General features: G+C 72.6%; 19 protein-coding genes. 6 read left to right on the top strand and 13 right to left on the bottom strand.

Annotated features, from left to right (window positions below):
- The 3 genes from QF034_RS09720 to QF034_RS09730 all read right to left on the bottom strand — a co-directional run bounded on the left by QF034_RS09720 (position 1) and on the right by QF034_RS09730 (position 2,493).
- Positions 1 to 183, bottom strand: coding sequence for a DUF8839 family protein (locus QF034_RS09720; RefSeq protein WP_086847348.1), 183 nt, complete (start codon positions 181 to 183; stop codon positions 1 to 3).
- Between the two features lie 155 nt (positions 184 to 338).
- Positions 339 to 1,028, bottom strand: coding sequence for a DUF899 domain-containing protein (locus QF034_RS09725; RefSeq protein ID WP_307174550.1), 690 nt, complete (start codon positions 1,026 to 1,028; stop codon positions 339 to 341).
- Positions 1,029 to 1,128: 100 nt separating this feature from the next.
- Complete coding sequence (locus tag QF034_RS09730; RefSeq protein WP_307174551.1) at positions 1,129 to 2,493, bottom strand: amidohydrolase; 1,365 nt, start codon at positions 2,491 to 2,493, stop codon at positions 1,129 to 1,131.
- Positions 2,494 to 2,535: 42 nt separating this feature from the next.
- On the opposite strand from QF034_RS09730, the gene QF034_RS09735 reads away from it, so the two are divergent.
- Positions 2,536 to 3,480 carry an endonuclease/exonuclease/phosphatase family protein gene (locus QF034_RS09735; RefSeq protein WP_307174552.1) on the top strand — a complete coding sequence of 315 codons (945 nt, stop codon included), beginning with the start codon at positions 2,536 to 2,538 and terminating at the stop codon, positions 3,478 to 3,480.
- Between the two features lie 28 nt (positions 3,481 to 3,508).
- Here QF034_RS09735 and QF034_RS09740 read toward each other — a convergent pair whose 3' ends face one another.
- Together QF034_RS09740 and QF034_RS09745 are read right to left on the bottom strand one after the other, a co-directional pair.
- A complete protein-coding gene (locus QF034_RS09740; RefSeq protein WP_307174553.1) occupies positions 3,509 to 5,512 on the bottom strand; it encodes an FUSC family protein in 2,004 nt (667 codons plus the stop codon).
- A 224-nt stretch (positions 5,513 to 5,736) separates the two neighbouring features.
- A complete protein-coding gene (locus tag QF034_RS09745; protein WP_307174554.1) occupies positions 5,737 to 6,513 on the bottom strand; it encodes a nucleotidyltransferase family protein in 777 nt (258 codons plus the stop codon).
- Between the two features lie 151 nt (positions 6,514 to 6,664).
- On the opposite strand from QF034_RS09745, the gene QF034_RS09750 reads away from it, so the two are divergent.
- Positions 6,665 to 7,078: a RidA family protein gene (locus QF034_RS09750; RefSeq protein ID WP_307174555.1), complete on the top strand. Its 414-nt coding sequence runs from the start codon at positions 6,665 to 6,667 to the stop codon at positions 7,076 to 7,078.
- Positions 7,079 to 7,095: 17 nt separating this feature from the next.
- Positions 7,096 to 7,704 (top strand): gamma carbonic anhydrase family protein, encoded by a 609-nt coding sequence (locus QF034_RS09755; RefSeq protein ID WP_307174556.1) that lies wholly within the window; start codon positions 7,096 to 7,098, stop codon positions 7,702 to 7,704.
- An 11-nt stretch (positions 7,705 to 7,715) separates the two neighbouring features.
- On the opposite strand, the gene QF034_RS09760 is transcribed toward QF034_RS09755, so the two are convergent.
- Positions 7,716 to 8,438, bottom strand: a complete 723-nt coding sequence (locus QF034_RS09760; RefSeq protein WP_307174557.1) for an aspartate/glutamate racemase family protein — start codon at positions 8,436 to 8,438, stop codon at positions 7,716 to 7,718.
- A 5-nt stretch (positions 8,439 to 8,443) separates the two neighbouring features.
- A complete protein-coding gene (locus QF034_RS09765) occupies positions 8,444 to 9,895 on the bottom strand; it encodes an NCS1 family nucleobase:cation symporter-1 (RefSeq protein WP_307174558.1) in 1,452 nt (483 codons plus the stop codon).
- 144 nt (positions 9,896 to 10,039) lie between these two features.
- Here QF034_RS09765 and QF034_RS09770 point away from each other — a divergent pair, with 144 nt between their 5' ends.
- Entirely contained in the window at positions 10,040 to 10,717 is a 678-nt protein-coding gene (locus tag QF034_RS09770) for a GntR family transcriptional regulator (RefSeq protein WP_307174559.1), read from the top strand.
- On the opposite strand, the gene QF034_RS09775 is transcribed toward QF034_RS09770, so the two are convergent.
- The 3 genes from QF034_RS09775 to QF034_RS09785 are packed head-to-tail and all read right to left on the bottom strand — an operon-like array spanning position 10,714 to position 13,438.
- A complete protein-coding gene (locus QF034_RS09775) occupies positions 10,714 to 11,418 on the bottom strand; it encodes a uracil-DNA glycosylase (RefSeq protein ID WP_307174560.1) in 705 nt (234 codons plus the stop codon). The two genes, QF034_RS09770 and QF034_RS09775, sit on opposite strands and share 4 nt — an antisense overlap.
- Before the next feature lie 53 nt (positions 11,419 to 11,471).
- On the bottom strand, positions 11,472 to 12,809 hold the full coding sequence (locus tag QF034_RS09780; RefSeq protein ID WP_307174561.1) for an MFS transporter: 1,338 nt from the start codon (positions 12,807 to 12,809) through the stop codon (positions 11,472 to 11,474).
- Complete coding sequence (locus tag QF034_RS09785) at positions 12,806 to 13,438, bottom strand: ArsR/SmtB family transcription factor (RefSeq protein WP_307174562.1); 633 nt, start codon at positions 13,436 to 13,438, stop codon at positions 12,806 to 12,808. The genes QF034_RS09780 and QF034_RS09785 overlap by 4 nt, the downstream gene beginning before the upstream one ends.
- 145 nt (positions 13,439 to 13,583) lie before the next feature.
- Here QF034_RS09785 and QF034_RS09790 point away from each other — a divergent pair, with 145 nt between their 5' ends.
- A complete protein-coding gene (locus tag QF034_RS09790) occupies positions 13,584 to 14,198 on the top strand; it encodes an RNA-binding S4 domain-containing protein (RefSeq protein WP_307174563.1) in 615 nt (204 codons plus the stop codon).
- A gap of 18 nt (positions 14,199 to 14,216) precedes the next feature.
- Here QF034_RS09790 and QF034_RS09795 read toward each other — a convergent pair whose 3' ends face one another.
- Positions 14,217 to 14,672, bottom strand: a complete 456-nt coding sequence (locus tag QF034_RS09795) for a DoxX family protein (RefSeq protein ID WP_307174564.1) — start codon at positions 14,670 to 14,672, stop codon at positions 14,217 to 14,219.
- Between the two features lie 138 nt (positions 14,673 to 14,810).
- Entirely contained in the window at positions 14,811 to 15,518 is a 708-nt protein-coding gene (locus QF034_RS09800; RefSeq protein WP_307174565.1) for a class I SAM-dependent methyltransferase, read from the bottom strand.
- Positions 15,519 to 15,679: 161 nt separating this feature from the next.
- On the opposite strand from QF034_RS09800, the gene QF034_RS09805 reads away from it, so the two are divergent.
- Positions 15,680 to 15,943: a DUF6343 family protein gene (locus tag QF034_RS09805; RefSeq protein ID WP_307174566.1), complete on the top strand. Its 264-nt coding sequence runs from the start codon at positions 15,680 to 15,682 to the stop codon at positions 15,941 to 15,943.
- Positions 15,944 to 16,002: 59 nt separating this feature from the next.
- Here QF034_RS09805 and QF034_RS09810 read toward each other — a convergent pair whose 3' ends face one another.
- On the bottom strand, positions 16,003 to 16,383 hold the full coding sequence (locus QF034_RS09810; RefSeq protein ID WP_020275720.1) for a tetratricopeptide repeat protein: 381 nt from the start codon (positions 16,381 to 16,383) through the stop codon (positions 16,003 to 16,005).
- Positions 16,384 to 16,395 lie beyond the last annotated feature (12 nt).

Raw genomic sequence — 16,395 nt, forward strand, 5'->3', positions numbered from 1 at the left:
TCAGGCCACGGCGTCGGCGCCGTCCCCGCTGCGCACGATCACCAGGAACATGTCCGTGGCGAGATCCATGACGACCTCGGCAGGCAGGCCCTCCAGACGCCGCGCCTGCGCGAACTCCTCCGCCGGCCAGGAACCACGCGGCCCACCGGCGGGAAAGCTCTCGAGCACCGTTCGCCCGTTCACCCTGCACCTCCATGTAGCGCTGTACTCGTAGAGTTAAACGCCAACCATGGGGTGAACGGCCCGCGAAGTGACGGTTCTGAGACGTAGTTGACACTCGTTCACCACCGAGTGTGACAAAACTCTCAGCCACTTGGCCTATCTTTTCACTTTCCGTATCAGTCGTCGTACTCGTCGTGATAGCGGACGCGCTCACTTCCCGCAGGCGCCCCAAGGGCCGATGCGCGCCCCTTGGGCTCCTCCCACTCCTCCTGCCGGCCCAGTGCCGTGAGATCCAGCAGGCTGGTGGTCGAGCCGAGGCCGTCGAGGCCGCGCTCGTACGTCGAGTAGGTGTGGAAGACCCGGTCGCGGTCCCGCAGGAAGCAGCTGAGGCCCGGGCGCTCGACGAGCTCGCCCTCGCGCGCGAGGGTCACCTCGAAGTCGTGGTTGAAGTCGCTGCCGAACGACGAGTACCAGGGCACCGTCCAGCCCATCCGCGCCTTGAACGGCAGGAGCTTCGGGTACGGCGCCCGGGACACGGCCGCGAACGACGTACCACGAGCGTGGAGATGGGCGAGATGCCCTACTTGGTCCAGGAACGCGGAGCAGCTGCGGCAGCCGGCGCCCCACTCGGGCGCGAACATGAAGTGGTAGACGACGAGCTGGTGCCGGCCCTCGAACAGGTCGAGCAGGGTGGCCTTGCCGTCCCCGCCCTCGAACAGGTACTCCTCGTCGACCTCCACCATGGGAAGTCCGCGCCGCTCGGCGCACAGCGCGTCCCGCGCGCGGGTGGCGGCCTTCTCCTTGACGAGCAGTTCCGCGCGCGCCGCGCGCCACTCCTCGCGCGAGACGATCTCCGGAAGCGACATGGGCCCTCCTGTGGCAGCGGTCCGTCCGGGGTGGTGACCGGCGGGAGGGACGGAACTCATCGCCGCCCGGGAAGAAAATCCGACGGGCCCTGTGGGAACGTCAGGTGTCGTAGTCCTGGATGCGCCGGCCGTGGCTGCGGTCGACGAGGGCGGGCAGGCGCTCCTCCAGTTCCCGTACCACCGCCGGCACGTCGATCGTCAGGAGCGTCCGGTCACGCATCAGGATCCGGCCGTCGACGATCGTGGTGCGGACGTCGGCGGAGCGGGCGCTGTGCACCAGGGTGGCGGCGAGGTCGTGGACCGGCTGGGTGTGCGGTCCGGTGAGGTCGGCCAGGACGATGTCCGCCCGCCGTCCGGGCGCGATGCTGCCGACGCTGTCTCCCAGCCCCACGGCACGCGCGCTCTGGAGGGTGGCGTGGTGCAGGGCCTGGCGGGAGGTCAGCCAGCGGGGGTCGCCCTCGGCGGACTTCTGGACCAGGGAGGTGAGGGCCATCGACTCCCATACGTCGAGGGAGTTGTTCGAGGCGGCGCCGTCGGTGGCGAGTCCGACGTCGACGCCGATGTCGCGCAGGGCGCGGACCGGTGTGGTGTCGGGCCAGGCGAACTTGAGGTAACCGCGGGGCGCGGTGGCGACGGCTGTACGACCGTCCGCCCGCTCCAGCACGGGGAGGTCGCTGTCGACGATGCCGGTGCCGTGGGCGAGGAGCAGGTCCGTGTGGAGGATGCCGGTGCGTTCCAGGACCTCGATCGGAGTCGCGCCGCGGCGGGCGAGGCTGGCCTCGGTCTGGTCGCGGTTCTCGGCGGCGTGGAGGTGGACGGGCAGGCCGTGCGTGCGGGCGAGCTCGCCGGTTGCGGCGAGGTCGGTGTCGTCGACCGTATAGGGGGCGTGGGGCGCGAGCGCGGTGGTGATCCGGCCGTCGGCCGCACCGCGGTGCCGCAGCGCGAACTCCAGTGTCCGCTCCCGGCCTTCGGGGCCCTGCGAGGAGAAGAACGCCTCGCCGAGCAGCGCCCGCATGCCGGATTCCGCGACCACTCGGGCCACCGCGTCCATGGCGAAGTAGTGGTCGGCGAAGCAGGTGACGCCGGCGCGGATCATCTCGGCGCAGGCGAGCCGCGCCCCCAACTCCACGTCCTTCTCCGTGAGGTTGGACTCCACGGGCCAGACGACGTCGTTGAACCACTCCTGTGTCGGCAGGTCCTCGGCGAGACCGCGCAGCGCGACCATCGGCGCGTGCGTGTGACAGTTGATCAGACCGGGCAGGGCGACCTGGCCCCGGGCGTCGAGGCGCTCGGCGGCGGGCAGGTCCGCGACCGCGGCGGTGCCCGTCACGGCCTCGACGACTCCGTTGCGCACGACGATCGCGGCGTCCTCCTCGAACCCGATGCGCTCTTGATCGTCGTGCACGAGGACGGTACATGCGCTGATGATGAGGTCCGCGGGACTGTCCGCGGCGGAAAGCGTCATCGCGCCAACGTACGACCTGTCGGCTTCTGAAAGGAGCCCGGCATGCTCCTCGGCACCTGGAACCTGGAGAACCTCTACCGGCCCGGCGGCCCGTTCGGCCCGAAGGACGAGGCCGCGTACGAGACCAAGCTCGCCGCGCTCGCCGCCGTGATCACGGAACTCGACCCGACGCTGCTCGGCGTGCAGGAGGTCGGGGACCCCGAGGCCCTGCAGGACCTCGCCGGGATGCTCGGCGACGACTGGCATGTCGCCCTGTCCGGGCATCCGGACAGCCGGGGCATACGGGTCGGGTTCCTGAGCCGTACGGCCATGACGGTGCTCGCCGACACGACGGCCTTCCCGGCGGAGCTGCGGCCCGTGCAGGTGGACGACTCGGGGGTGACGGTGACGCAGGCGGGGCGGGGCTTCCTTGCCGTCGAGGTCGAGGACGGGCCGCTGCGGGTGGCCGTCTGTCATCTGAAGTCGAAGCTGCTGTCGTACCCGGACGGCCGCTTCCAGCCGCGCGACGAGGGCGAACGGGCCCGTTACGGCGCCTACGCCCTGTACCGGCGGGCCGCCGAGGCGACGGCCCTGCGTTCCCTCGCGGACGAACTCCTGGACGGCGACGGGCAGGGCAGGGACGTGGCCGTACTGGGCGACCTCAACGACGAGGTGCAGGCCGCGACCACACAGATCCTGCTCGGCCCGCCCGGCTCCGAGATCGGCACGCCGGGCTACGAGCGGGCCGACCGGGGCTACGCGACCCGGCTGTGGGACGTGGCCCCGCTCATCCCGCCCGGGCAGCGCTACTCCCGCGTCAACTCAGGGCGGCGCGAACTGATCGACCATGTGCTGGTGAGCCACCGCCTGGTGCACCGGGTGACGGCGGCGGGCACGGGCCTGCCCGGCGACGGCCCGCCCGGTCTGCCGTCGGTCGGCCCCGACCCGGCGGAGCGGCGGGGCGCGCCCGGGTCGGACCACGCGCCGGTGTGGATACGGGTCGGCTGAGGGGCCGGTTGCGGGTTCGGCTGAGGGGTCATCCGGCGCGGCGCGTCCTGGGCAGCCGCAGCCCCACCCGCTCTCCCTGTCCGGCGAGTTCACCGAGGAGGGCGGTGAGGCGCTCGGTGTGCTCGGGACCGATCCGTCCCGTGTCGTCGAGGTGGACGGCGCAGGCGGTGGTGGTGTCGACGAGGCGTTCGAGGAGGTCGGCCACCTCGTCCGCGCCCTCGGTGTGCCGGGCGAGGGCGGGCAGTTCGTGCGCGGACAGGGAGATGGCCGTCCGTGCCTCGGCGAGCGTGCGGTAGGCCTCGCGACGCAGGGTCCAGCGGGTGGCGCGGGGGTCGGAGGGCGTGATGGGGCGCTCGGCGGGCGTGCCGCGAGAGCCGGAGGGCGTGATGGGGCGCTCGGAGGAGGTGACCGGGCGCTCGGTGGGCGTGCCGCGGCGCTCGGAAGGCGTTCCGGGCGGGCCGATGCGCGGGGCGTCGGCCTCGTCGAGGACGTGGGTGAGATAGGCGTAGGCGGCGTCGCCCGCCGCGGCGAGCCGGGCGCGCACTCCCCCGCCCCGCTGTCCGGGCATCGGCAGGTGCCCGGTGATCAGCACGATCGCGCAGGCCAACAGCGTCTCCCCGATCCGCCCCATGGAGGCCTGCGGCTCGCCGCCGACCATGACCAGGGCGAGGACGAGGACGGTGACGACGGCGGTCTGGGCGGCGAAGTGCCGGGTGGCGACGGGGATGAGCGCTCCGCTGAGGGCGACGAGCGCGATGAGCCCTTCGGGCCGGGGCAGGACGGCGGCGAATCCGGCGAAGACGACAGCGCCGAGCACGGTCCCGGCGGCCCGGTTCAGCACCCGCGAGGCGAGCGGCCCCAGGTCGGGCTTGACGAGGAAGACGGCGGTGGCCGGCAGCCAGTACCAGTGCTCGTGCTGCCCGTACCACTGGCCCTGGTGCAGGGCCTGGGCGACGGCCGAACTGGCCCCGAAGCAGAGGGCGACCCGCAGCCCGTACTCGCGTCCGGCGCTGCCGAAGGCGGCGCGCAGCCGGTCCCTGGGCGTGCGGGGCCGGGTGTGCAGATCGCCGCCCCTGCCCTGGTCGAACACCTCGGCGGCGTGCAGGAGGGCGTCGTCGAGGGCGCGCAGGGCGGGCGCCGAGCGGGAGGGTGCGGGCAGGGGCCCGGTATGGGAGTTGCCGCGTACGGCGGCGGCGAGTCGCCGGGGTCCCTCGGAGGCCCGCTCGGCGACGGCCTCTCCGGCCCACGCCAGGGCGGTGGCGGCCTCGGCGAGCGGCAGGGCGGCGGCGTACTGCGCGTGCAGCCGCCGCTCGGCGGAGGACGAGGCGTACCGCCGCAGCCGGGGCCCGGCGAGGGCATCCTGCGCGTGGTCGAGGGCGGCGGTGAGCGCGGCCCGGCGGCGCATGGCGTCGGGCCCGCCGACGGCGTCGAGCAGGTCGGCGACGGCCTCGTACACGCCGGCGACGGCCTCCCGCTCCCCGTCGAACCGGAAGTCCCCGGCGAGGGAGCCGGGCGTGGGCAAAACGAGCCGGAGCACGAGCAGCCACCCGGCGCCCGCGACGTACGCGAGCGCACGCTCCCACCCCGGCTCCGGCAGGGGCATCCCGGCCCCGATCGCCGAGGCGACGAGCAACTGCGTCCCGACGGCGGAGGCGACCGGCCCGATGGCGCTGATGCTCCCGGCGACGAGCCCGACGAACGTGAGGATCACCGTCAGCACGACCGCGCCGGTCTGCTGTCCGGCGTACGTCCCGGCCACCAGGCCCAGGGCACCGCCCAGCGCGGGCACCCCGATCCGCTTGACCGAGGCCCGCCGGCTCCCGGGCCGGTCGTTGATCCCGGCGAGCATGGCGGCGATGGCGGCGACGACCCCGAGCGAGGTACGCCCGACCTGCACGGCCACCAGCAACAGCGGCCCCGCCGAGAGCGCCCCTCGCGTCACCGCGCTCCAGGGCACCGGCCCCCGCTGAGCGCGCAGGGCGTGCGCGAGCCAGGGCGGCAACGCGAGATAGGCACGGCGGGACCGGGACACGGGGCTCCTGTCGACTCGTCGAGGGCAGGGGTGGGCCTTCGGGCGACGGTGGCCGGGGCGGGGGTAGGGATGCCCACAGTAGGCGGGGTTCCTGGAGGAAAGGTTTCCGGAACGTGACGGAGGGCGGGAAAGCCGGGTTCTTTATGAACGCAATCGGCATGAGCGCAATCGGGTACGGCCGCACCCGGTCGACAACGGACCTGATCGGCGATGGCCGTACCCGGTCAGCTCCGCGCTGCCTCCACGGCCCGGTTCAGGAGCGTCTCCACGTCGGTGATCCTCTTCACGAGCTCGTCCGGAGGGCTGGTGAGGGCGCCCAGGAGCACGTCCACTTCCCGCAGACCCGCTCGCTCGACGAGCCCCTTCTCGTTGGTCACCCACTCCCCCCGTGCCGCCAGCACCGCGTGCGCCGTCTGTGTCGCGGCGAGGGCGATCGCGCCCGCGACCTGGGTGACCGCGCCCTTGGGCGCGTGGCCCGCCTTGGCGTACGCGAGGGTGGCCGTGGCCATGCCGTGCCAATGGGCCGGGGCGGTCTCGCGCAGGGCCGGCGGGTAGGCCGGAGGGCGCGGCAGTTCGCCCCGCAGCACCTTGTTGATGGCGAGTTCGGCGACGAGCAGATACGTCGGGATGCCCGCCAGGTGGAACATCAGCGGCTCGACCCGGAAGCGGCCCTGCTCCGCCTGCGCCACCTCGTGTTCGACGACGTCGAGATCGCGGTAGTGCACGTCCACGCGCCGGCCGTCGACGGTCAGCCAGGCGCCGCCGTTGAAGACGCCGCCGCCCCACGCGCCGAGTTCGGAGACCTCGCCTTGCCAGCCGACAGCCCGCAGGTCCTCCGGATCGAAGGCGCCCCGGTAGTAGATCGCCAGGTCCCAGTCGCTGTCCGGGCGTTCGGTGCCCTGGGCGCGGGAGCCGCCGAGGGTGACGGCCGTGACGGCGGGGAGGGCGGCGAGGCGGTCGGCGGTGGTGTCGAGGAAGGTCTGGTCCGGGCGGGTGGGCACGGGCGTCGCTCCAGGGCCGGCGGGTGATCCTCGGGAAGCGTAAGGGAGCGCTCGGGCGAGGGTGGAACCGAAATACGGGTGCGCCCGCGTGGCGGAACCTCGCATGATCGGCGGGTTGCCCTCGGTTGCCGCCCGTAGATCGGAGACCCCCGTGATCCAGCGAGTCACTGTCCCCAGCCTGTTTCCGCCGCCCGCCTACTCCCACGCCTCCGTCGTGGAGGCCGGCACGCGGCTGGCGTTCCTCGCCGGGTCCGTGCCGCTGGACGCCGACGGCGAGCTGGTCGGCCCGGGGGATCCCGTGCGGCAGGCCGAGCAGGTGATCGACAACCTTCGTGAGCAACTGCGCGCCGTCGGCAGCGATCTGGCGCACGTCGTGTCGACCGACGTGTACGTCGTGAGCGGTGAGCCGGCCGTGCTGTCGGCCGTCTGGGAGGTCGTCGAGGCGTCCGGGCTCAGTACCGGGCCGCACTCGTCGACACTGATCGGCGTGGCGTGCCTCGGGTACACGGGGCAGCTGGTGGAGATTACGGCGACAGCGGTCGTGCCCGGCGAGCCGCCGGCCTGAGGCCTGAGGAGAACGCCATGTTGATCGAGCACCGCGGACGGCGCCCGGTCGTCCCCGAGTCCGCGTACGTCGCCCCGACGGCCGTCCTGTGCGGGGCGGTCGTCCTCGGTGAGCGCAGCCGGGTGCTGCACGGGGCCGTGCTCACCGCCGAGGACGGGGAGGTGCGGGTGGGCTCGGACGTCGTCGTCATGGAGAACGCGCTGGTGCGGGGGCGGGCCGGGCATCCCGCGGTGATCGGTGACGCCGTGCTCGTCGGCCCGCACGCCCATGTCAACGGGGCGACGCTGGAGGACGAGGTCTTCGTGGCCACCGGCGCCTGCGTCTTCCCGGGCGCCGTCGCGAGCACCGGCTCCGAACTGCGGATCCACAGCGTGCTGCACGTCAACTCCGTGCTGCCGCCCGGCACCGTCCTGCCCATCGGCTGGATCGCGGCGGGAGCGCCCCGGGCCCGGCTCTTCGCCCCCGGCGAGCACGACGAGCTGTGGCAGGTGCAGGAGGCGCTGGACTTCCCCGGCACGGTGTACGGCATCCCGCGCGGCACCTCGATGCGGGAGGTCATGGCCCGCCAGGCGGCGTTCTACGGGGCTCATCGCGACGACGTCACACTCGACGGCGGCCCGGCATGACGCGGCATGACCTAGTCCGGTCCTGGCCGCCCCCACACCCTCCGTTTCGCCAGCGGCTCGGCGTAGCTTCCCGCCCGGCTCGTCGTCAGGCCCAGCGCCACCAGCGATTCCGCCAGTTTGACCGCGGCGGCGACCCCGTCGACGACCGGCAGGCCCAGCTTCTCCCCGACCAGCCGCTGCAACCCCGTCATGCCGGCGCAGCCCAGCACCAGTACCTCGGCCCCGGCCGCGCACGCCCGCTCGGCGGCGGCCAGGAACGCCGTCTCGGTGCGCTCGTCGTCGCCGAGGTCGAGCACGTTCAGGCCCGTGCCGACGATCGCGGCGCAGTTCCGGGCCACGCCCGCCGTCTCCAGGCTGTCCTCGATCTGGCCGACGGACCTCTCCAGCGTCGTGACGACGCCGTAGCGGCGGCCCAGCAGACAGGCCAGATGTGCCGCCGCCTCGGTGATGTCGACGACCGGTACGTCCACCAGTTCCCGGACGCCCTCGCGCCCGTGCTCCCCGAAGCCGGCCATGACGACGGCGTCGTACGGCGGTCCGTCGTACGTGCGCAGCGTGTCCAGGACGGCCGCTGCGGACAGGTAGCTGTCGAGCCAGCCCTCCGCGGACTCCGGTCCCCAGGAGGGGGTCAGTCCGGTCACGGTGGTGCCCGGGCCTGCGGCGGCCCGGGCACCTCGTACGATCTCCTCGGTCATCTCCTGCGTGGTGTTGCAGTTGGTGACGACGATCCGCACGTCTCTCAGACCTCCGCGGTGGTGCGCTCGGGGCGGCACAGCGCCGCGTAGAGGCCGGCGGCGATGGCCGTGCCGATGAACCAGGAGTACGGCGCCACGTCGCTGAAGGTCTTCACCAGCGCGAGGACCGCCGCGACACCGGCCGCCGGCAGGAACGCCCACAGCGCCTTCGGGTTGAAGCCCTTGCGGTAGTGGTAGCGGGAGCCGGGCGTGGCGTCGAACAGTTCGTCGACGTTCACCCGGCCGCGCTTGACCCAGTAGTAGTCGACCATGATCACGCCGAACAGCGGGCCGAGGAAGGCGCCGAGGCCGCCGAGGAAGTAGTTCACGACGGTCGGGTTGGAGAAGAGGTTCCAGGGCGTGACGAGCAGGGCCGCGACCGTGCTGATCATGCCGCCGACCTTGAAGGTGATCTTCTGCGGCCAGACGTTGGCGAGGTCGTACGCCGGCGAGACGAAGTTGGCGACGATGTTGACGCCCATGGTGGCGATGGCGAAGGTCAGCGCGCCCAGCACCAGCACCCAGGTGTTGCCGATCTCGGCGACGAGGTAGGCCGGGTCGGTGATCTCCTTGCCGAAGACCTCAAAGGCGCCCGCCGTGACGATCACCGACACGATCACGAAGGCCGTGGAGTTGACGGGCAGGCCCCAGAAGTTGCCGCGTCTGACGGACTTGTAGTCAGGCGCGAAGCGGGAGAAGTCGCAGAAGTTGAGCATCAGCGTGCCGTACGTGGCGAGGACCAGGCCGATCGCGCCGAACCACTGGCGCCACTGCTCACCGACGGACACCGGGTGCGGGGTGGAGGTAAGCGAGATCGTCCAGCCGGCCTTGGCGAGGATCCACACGGCCAGCGCGATCATCACGAGCCAGATCGCCGGACCGCAGAAGTCCTGGAACTTGCGGACCGATTCCATGCCCCGGCTGATGATCGCCGCCTGGACCAGCCACAGCGCGACGAAGGAGACCCAGCCGAGCGCGTCCAGCCCGAGGAACGAGTTGTGCGTCCACGACTCCAGGCCCGGCCAGGCCGCGAGCAGCATCACGTTGACGGCGATGGAGGCCAGGTAGGTCTGGATGCCGTACCACATGATGGCGATCACGGCCCTGATCAGTGCCGGGATGTTGGCGCCCCAGACGCCGAAGGCGATCCTGCTGACGACCGGGAAGGGCACGCCGTGGCGCTGCCCGATCTTCCCCATCCAGTTCATGCCGATGTAGATGATCATGAAGCCGACGAGCAGGGACGTGAAGATCTGCCAGACGTTCATGCCGAGGAAGAGCAGTCCGGCGGCGAAGGTGTAGTTGCCGAGGTTGTGGACGTCGGACATCCACATGGCGAAGAGGTCGAAGACCTTCCAGTTGCGCTTCTTCGCGGGCGCGAGGTCTTCGTTGGTGAGCCGGGGATCGGGGACGAACACTGGGGTGCCGGTGGTTGCGGCACGGTCGGCGAGGGACACGGGGCCTCCATGAGCAAGGGGACGACGGAGGACTGCTCTGCGAGGGTTTGGTATACCAAACTGCGCACATGGTCTCCTCGTCAACCGTTCTGACCGATGTCGCTCCTGTTAACGCTCCGTAAAAGAGACTCCGCGTCGGCGAAGATGGGCTCCATGACGAAGATCGAACCCCTCGGAGCGGTGCGCGAACGCGTCACGGCCGACCTGCGGCAGGAGATCATCGCGGGCGGCCTCCGCCCCGGCGACCGCCTGGTCGAACGCGAGCTGGCGGAGCGCTTCGGCGTCTCGCGCGTTCCGGTCCGGGAGGCGATCCGGGCGCTCGTCGCCGAGGGTTTCGTCCACTTCGAGACGCCCCGGCGCACGGTGGTACGCCGTCTCACCCCGACCGACGTCAAGGAACTGTTCGAACTGCGCGAGGCCCTGGAGGTCTACGCCGCCGGACTCGCCGCGTCCCGCGCGACACCGCAGGACCTGGCCGAGGTCCAAGAGCTCCTCGACCGTGCGGCCGACGCCACCGAGGCCGGGGACGCCGAGCTGATCACGGACCTCAACAGCCGCCTGCACGACCGCATCGTGGCGATGGCCGGCAACAGTTTGCTGACCGAGGCCCTGGAACCGGTCGCCGGCCGGCTGCGCTGGATGACCCGGCGCAACGAGGAGTGGCCGCAACTCCTCGTGGAGCACCGCGAGCTGTACGAGGCGATCGCCTCGGGCGACCCGGACCGGGCCCGCGCGCACGCGCTCACGCACGTACGCACCAACTACCGCTCCACGGTGCGGCACCTGTTCGGGGAGGAGGCTTTCGGGGAGGAGGCTCCTTAGCCGCGTGCGGTGGGCAGTTCCGCCGCCCGCGCGGCCGTCCGCAGGACGTCACGCAGCATCGCCGGGGTGAGCCGGCCGGTGAAGGTGTTGCGCTGGCTGACGTGGAAGCAGCCGAAGAGCTCCAGGCCGTCCAGGTGGTACCGGGCCCCGTGGCCGAAGGCGGGCCGGGGACGGGGCACGGACCAGCCCGCCTCCGCGAACGCCGGCAGCGCGGCCTGCCAGCCGAAGGCGCCGAGCACGACCACGGCCCGCAGCGTCGGACGCAGCAGCCGCAGTTCCTGCACGAGCCAGGGCCGGCAGGTGTCCCGTTCCTGAGGGGTCGGCTTGTTCGCGGGCGGGGCGCAGTGCACAGGCGAGGTCACGCGCACGCCGTACAGCTCCAGGCCGTCGTGGGCGTGCTCGGCGGTGGGCCGGGAGGCGAGGCCGACGTCGTACAGCGCCTCGTACAGGACGTCCCCCGAGCGGTCGCCGGTGAACATCCGGCCGGTGCGGTTGCCGCCGTGCGCGGCGGGGGCGAGTCCGACAATCAGCAGCCGGGCGTCCGCCGGCCCGAACCCGGGCACCGGCCGACCCCAGTACGTCCAGTCCGCGTACGCGGCTCGCTTGGCCCGGGCCACCTCCTCACGCCAGGAGACCAGCCGCGGGCAGGCCCGGCAGTCCGTGATGCGCCGGTCGAGGAGGGGGAGACCGCTGGCGTCCATCACTCCACGGTAGGCGGCGGTGGGGCCGCCCCCCTCACCGGGAGGCAGAGGGCTCAGGACACGCCGGCACGTGAGCCCGGGGTGAGGGTCGTGTCCGGCGCGGACCGTGCCTCGACGCGGCGTAGCCAGAGCAGGGCCCCGGACAGCAACACCGCACCGGTCAGCAGCCACGGCAGCGGGCCCGGCCGCAACGCCCCGACGACGAGGCCGGTGAGCGCGCCGACCAGTTGCAGGGCGAGGGACTGGACTGACAGGGCGGTGGCGCGGCCGGCGCTGGTGACGCGGCGGTGCAGCAGGGCGTTCTGGTTCGGGGACGCGGCGCCGATGCCGAGGTAGAGCAAACAGAAGCCGACGACCGCGAGGGCCGTGACGAGCGGGTGCGTGGTGGTCGCGGTGACACCGAGCAGCAGCATGCCGCCCGCGCCCGCCCCGAGACAGACCAGCACGGCCCGCTCGCCGCTGCCCGCGACCCTGGCGGCGAACGGCGCGAGGTGGCTGCCGAGACCGTTGCAGACGAAGCCCGCGCAGGCGAGCGCGGCATACACCATCGCTCCGGAGCCGGGTGCTCCGGTCAGCTCGACGGTGCGGCCCGGGATGAGCAGTTCGATGGCGGCCAGGGCGCTGCCGACGGCCGCGGCGGTGAGCAGGACCCGGCGGACCAGCGCGTCCCGGCCGCCCAGCCGCAGCCCGTCCAGGACAGTGACCGGGACGCCGCGCAGCACCGAACGCAGGGTGGCCGGCGGTCGCGGCGGCTCCCGCAGCACGGCCAGCACGTAGCAGACGAGGACGACCCTGACGGCGGCTCCCAGCAGCAGCGGAACGGACAGCGGCAATACCGCACCGGACGTCGCCTCGCTCAGCCGGGCACCGGGGTCGGGCCCCAGACCGAGCAGCCAGGGCAGGGCACCACCGAGCAGCATGCCGGCCGCGAGCGCGGCGGAGGTCGCGGAGCCGCCCCGGGCCAGGCCCGTGCGCAGCTCGGCGTCCGGGCCGGAGCGCTCCTGGACGGTGTCGACGTACCAGGCCTCGGCGGTGCCGCTGGCCAGGGCCCTGGCCACGCCCATGAGCACCAGGCCGACCGTGAGGACCCACGCGGTGGTGCCGAGGCCGACCAGGACGCAGGCGGCCACGTTGAGCGCACCGGCCATGGCCAGGACCGACCGGCGCCCGAGGACGTCGGAGAGCCCGCCCGTGGGCAGCTCCAGCGCGGCCACCGTCAGCGACTGGGCGGCGAAGAGCCCCGCGATCGCGGCCAGGGACATGCCGCGCTCGCCGAACAGCAGGACCATCGAGGCCAGGCCGAGGCCCGACGGCAGCCATAAGAGCGCGCAGACGGTGACGTAGCGGCGGCGAACGGTCCGCAGCTCGGGCAGCTCGGGCAGCTCGGTCATGAGGCGCCCTCGCGGTCCGTCTCCTCGCGGCCCGTGTCCCCGCCGTCGTGCGGGGCGAGCGGCAGGCAGGCGGTGAGGAGCATGACGTGTTCGGCGCGCGGGTCCTCCGCGTCCCGGGCGGTCAGTTCCTCCAGCTTCCGGGTGATCGTGTCCCGGAGTTCGCTGAGCGACTCGGCCGTCAGCCGGGGCATGAGATCGCTGATCCCCGACGGCTGCACCCACTCCTGGCCGAACCGCCCGGCGGCCATGTCCGCCTCGTGCCGGGCGAGGGACACCTCCAGGTGCTCCAGCTGCCGCCGCCGCGCCAGGCCGACGAAGGCACGGCCCGCCTCGGAGGACTCCATCGCCTCGTTGCTCCAGGACGTCACGGTGTGCTGGGCCCGCCAGCGCCGCTCCCGCCCGTCACGATGCTCGGCCTCGGTGATGAACGCGTACTTCGCCAGCACCCGCAGGTGGTAACTGGTCGACGCCGACGACTCCCCCGTCCGCACGGCGAGCTCACTGGCCGTGGCGGGCCCGTCCTGCCGCAGCAGTCCGAGCAGCTGGATGCGCAGGGGGTGGGTGAGGGCCTTCAGTGCGTCCGTGTCGCGCTCCGGGTCGAGTACGCGCTTGTGCTCGTCGCTGTCCATGCCGGGAGGGTAGGCCGCCACCGGCACTTACCAAAATAGTTTTTGCAAAACTGGTTTTGCAGAGTCCGGCGGAGGCTGGTCCCCTGCCCGCAGGGGCCTGAAATCAGACGACTGGAAGGACTCCGGAAGGACTAAGGTCGGGGACATGGCTTCTGAAGACGCGGAGTACGACGGGGCGGGCGACACGAAGGCCGTGGACCCGAAGCCCGTGGACCCGAAAGCCGTGGACCCGAAAGCCGTGGACCCGAAGGTCGCGGCGGCCATCGCCGCTGCCGAGGCCGCCGGGCCGCAGAGCGGCCAGACCGTCCGAGTCGACAGCTGGATCTGGGCCGTACGCCTCGTCAAGACCCGTTCCCTGGGCGCCACCGCCTGCCGGGGCGGACACGTCCGCGTCAACGGCGAGCGCGTGAAGCCCGCCCACGCGGTACGCGTCGGCGACGAGGTGCGCGTGCGGCACGAGGGCCGGGAGCGGGTCGTCGTCGTGACACGGCTCATCCGCAAGCGGGTCGGCGCCCCCGTGGCCGCCCAGTGCTACATCGACAACTCCCCGCCGCCCCCGCCCCGCGAGGCCGTCGCCCCGGCCGGCATCCGCGACCGCGGCGCGGGCCGCCCGACGAAGCGGGACCGCCGAGAAATGGAACGCCTGCGCGGCCTGGCCGGCCCCGTCCCGGGCCCCGTACCCGGCCCGGGCTCCGGCGGCCCCTTCCGCCGCGGTCCCGGTCCCGGCCTCGCCGGTGGGTCCGGCAAACCGAGGCCGTGAGCAGCGCGCTCGGGACGGTCACGCGCGGAGCCGCAGCAGGCGCAGCAGATCCGCGTTGTGCCGCCGCCGCGCCCAGGCGATGAGGGCGAGCGGCACGAGCAGGATGATCGGCGTCGCCGCGTACTGCCCGTCCATGACGGTGATCTGGACGACGAACGCACCCACCATCAGCGCGCCCAGCGCCATCGCCGCCACCGACTGGAGCACGGGGACCAACAGGGCGACCGCTCCGGCCAGTTCGAGCACGCCGATGGTGTACATCCCCCCGCTGCCCCAGCCGAGCTTCTCGAACGACTCGGCAGCCGACGGGTGCGCGATCAGCTTGGGCACGGCGCTCGCGATCCCGAAGACGAGGGCGAGCAGCACCTGGAGACCGCGCAGGGCGATCCGGGCACGCCGCCCGCGGACGGCAGCGGACTCGGCGACGACGACACCGGCCGGGGTCGAAGGGGCGGGAGCGTTGGACTCGGACATGGAGGTCTCCTGGGGAAGCGGTCCGTGATGATGCCGCAGGGGTAGACCGCCCCTCGTCCTGGAACTCATCGCCACCCGGCGAAATTACGCCCCGGCTCGCGCCGATCGAAGTGGGCCAGTCGCCCGGCGTCCCGTCCCCTACGGCCTCTCACCCTCCCCGGCCGCCCGGACCGCCGGCACCGCCCGCACCCAGATCCGGTCCTCCGTCAGGTACCGGTCCACTCTCAGGCCCGTCTCCTCCAGCGCCTCCTCGAACTGTTCCCTCGTCAGTGGTCGTGCCCGGAATGTCTGGGTCCAGACCGCGTCCGGGAACTCGTACTCCGCGCGCACCGAGTTGACCCCGTCGCCGACCGGCTCCGACGACACGATCCGCACGGTGAAGCCGCTGGGGTCCACCCGCTCGCGTGGCACGTTCACGTGGTAGTCCTCGCCCTCCCGCTGGATCAGCACGGAACCGCCCTCCGCGACATGCCGCACACACGTGCGCAGCAGGCCCCGGCGCACCTCGGCGTCCCCGGCGTGCACGAGGAACGACGCGAGCAGCACCACGTCGAACGTCTCGCCCAGGTCCAGGTCCTCGATCGGGCTGCATATCGTCCGCGCCCCGCGTACGCGCTCCAGCATGTCGGCGGACTCGTCCACCGCCGTGACCTCGAAGCCGCGCTCCAGCAGCGCATGGGTCATGCGCCCGACGCCGCTGCCCAGCTCCAGGATGCGCGCGCCCGCCGGCACCGCCGCCGCGATGATCTCCGGTTCGTCCCCGACGGGCAGCCGCGAGTAGAGCTCCACCGCGCAGCCGTCCGGGGTGATGGCCCCGGGTCCCGTCCCCTCGTACCCCTCACGCATTTTCAGCTCCATGCCCGCCCAACGGACCACACCCGCACGCCCGTTCCCATCCCCGCCCGTGTTCACCCTCCCGAGTGAACGACGTCGCGCGTCGGCCCGGCTCCCCCTGTTGGTCGGCGTCCGCGGTGAGGAGTACGTTGCAAACAGGAGCGGAGATCGTGATGCGTACAGGCAGTGAACCGACGACCGCGCGCAGTGCCCTGCGGGCGCGTTTCTGGCTGAGCCTGTGGGGGCTGGTCTGGGCGCTCTTCGGGACGGTCGCGTTCACCCTCGCCGGGCGGACCGGCTGGGCCATCGCCTGCGGCGCGCTGCTGCTGGTCGTCACGATCGACCTCGTCATCGTCCTCAGGCACATCCGGCAGGGCCCGCACTACCAGCCGGGCCCCGACATCCCGCCCTACCGTCCGCCGGAAGGTCATCCCTGAGGCGGACCGATCACCTCCGACGCAGACGGATCACGTCCGAGGCAGACAAGGGCCGCCGCTCACGAGTCGAAGCGCGCCGCCTTCAAAAACCGCGGGTTCGGGTCCAGCGCCGCGGCCAGGCGGAAGTGGCGCTTGGCCTGGTCGGGACGGTTCTGCCGCTCGTATGTGCGGGCGAGCGCGAAGTGCGCGAACGCGTTGTCCGGCTCGCGCTCCAGGACGATGGAGAACTCCAGCTCCGCCGGCCGCAGCTGCGCCGCCGCGAAGAAGGCGCGGGCGCGCAGCAGCCGCGCGGCGGTGTTCTCGGGGTGCGCGGCTATGACTCCGTCGAGCAGCTTCACCGCGCCCCGCGGGTCCCGCGCGGCGAGCAGTTGCTCGGCGGCACGGAAGTCGATGACGTGCGTCTCCGGGGTACGTCCGGTCGAACCGCTGGTCTCGGGCACGGCAGAGTCCTT

The organism is Streptomyces africanus, from assembly GCF_030816955.1.
Classification (GTDB): Bacteria; Actinomycetota; Actinomycetes; order Streptomycetales; family Streptomycetaceae; genus Streptomyces; species Streptomyces africanus.

Bases quoted from the DNA above. Each gene is read 5' to 3' on its own strand.
- QF034_RS09805 (WP_307174566.1), top strand. From the start codon at position 15,680: ATGCGTACAGGCAGTGAACCGACGACCGCGCGCAGTGCCCTGCGGGCG.
- QF034_RS09790 (WP_307174563.1), top strand. From the start codon at position 13,584: ATGGCTTCTGAAGACGCGGAGTACGACGGGGCGGGCGACACGAAGGCC.
- QF034_RS09800 (WP_307174565.1), bottom strand. From the start codon at position 15,518: ATGCGTGAGGGGTACGAGGGGACGGGACCCGGGGCCATCACCCCGGAC.
- QF034_RS09735 (WP_307174552.1), top strand. From the start codon at position 2,536: ATGCTCCTCGGCACCTGGAACCTGGAGAACCTCTACCGGCCCGGCGGC.
- QF034_RS09755 (WP_307174556.1), top strand. From the start codon at position 7,096: ATGTTGATCGAGCACCGCGGACGGCGCCCGGTCGTCCCCGAGTCCGCG.
- QF034_RS09780 (WP_307174561.1), bottom strand. From the start codon at position 12,809: ATGACCGAGCTGCCCGAGCTGCCCGAGCTGCGGACCGTTCGCCGCCGC.
- QF034_RS09795 (WP_307174564.1), bottom strand. From the start codon at position 14,672: ATGTCCGAGTCCAACGCTCCCGCCCCTTCGACCCCGGCCGGTGTCGTC.
- QF034_RS09725 (WP_307174550.1), bottom strand. From the start codon at position 1,028: ATGTCGCTTCCGGAGATCGTCTCGCGCGAGGAGTGGCGCGCGGCGCGC.
- QF034_RS09785 (WP_307174562.1), bottom strand. From the start codon at position 13,438: ATGGACAGCGACGAGCACAAGCGCGTACTCGACCCGGAGCGCGACACG.
- QF034_RS09770 (WP_307174559.1), top strand. From the start codon at position 10,040: ATGGGCTCCATGACGAAGATCGAACCCCTCGGAGCGGTGCGCGAACGC.
- QF034_RS09730 (WP_307174551.1), bottom strand. From the start codon at position 2,493: ATGACGCTTTCCGCCGCGGACAGTCCCGCGGACCTCATCATCAGCGCA.
- QF034_RS09775 (WP_307174560.1), bottom strand. From the start codon at position 11,418: ATGGACGCCAGCGGTCTCCCCCTCCTCGACCGGCGCATCACGGACTGC.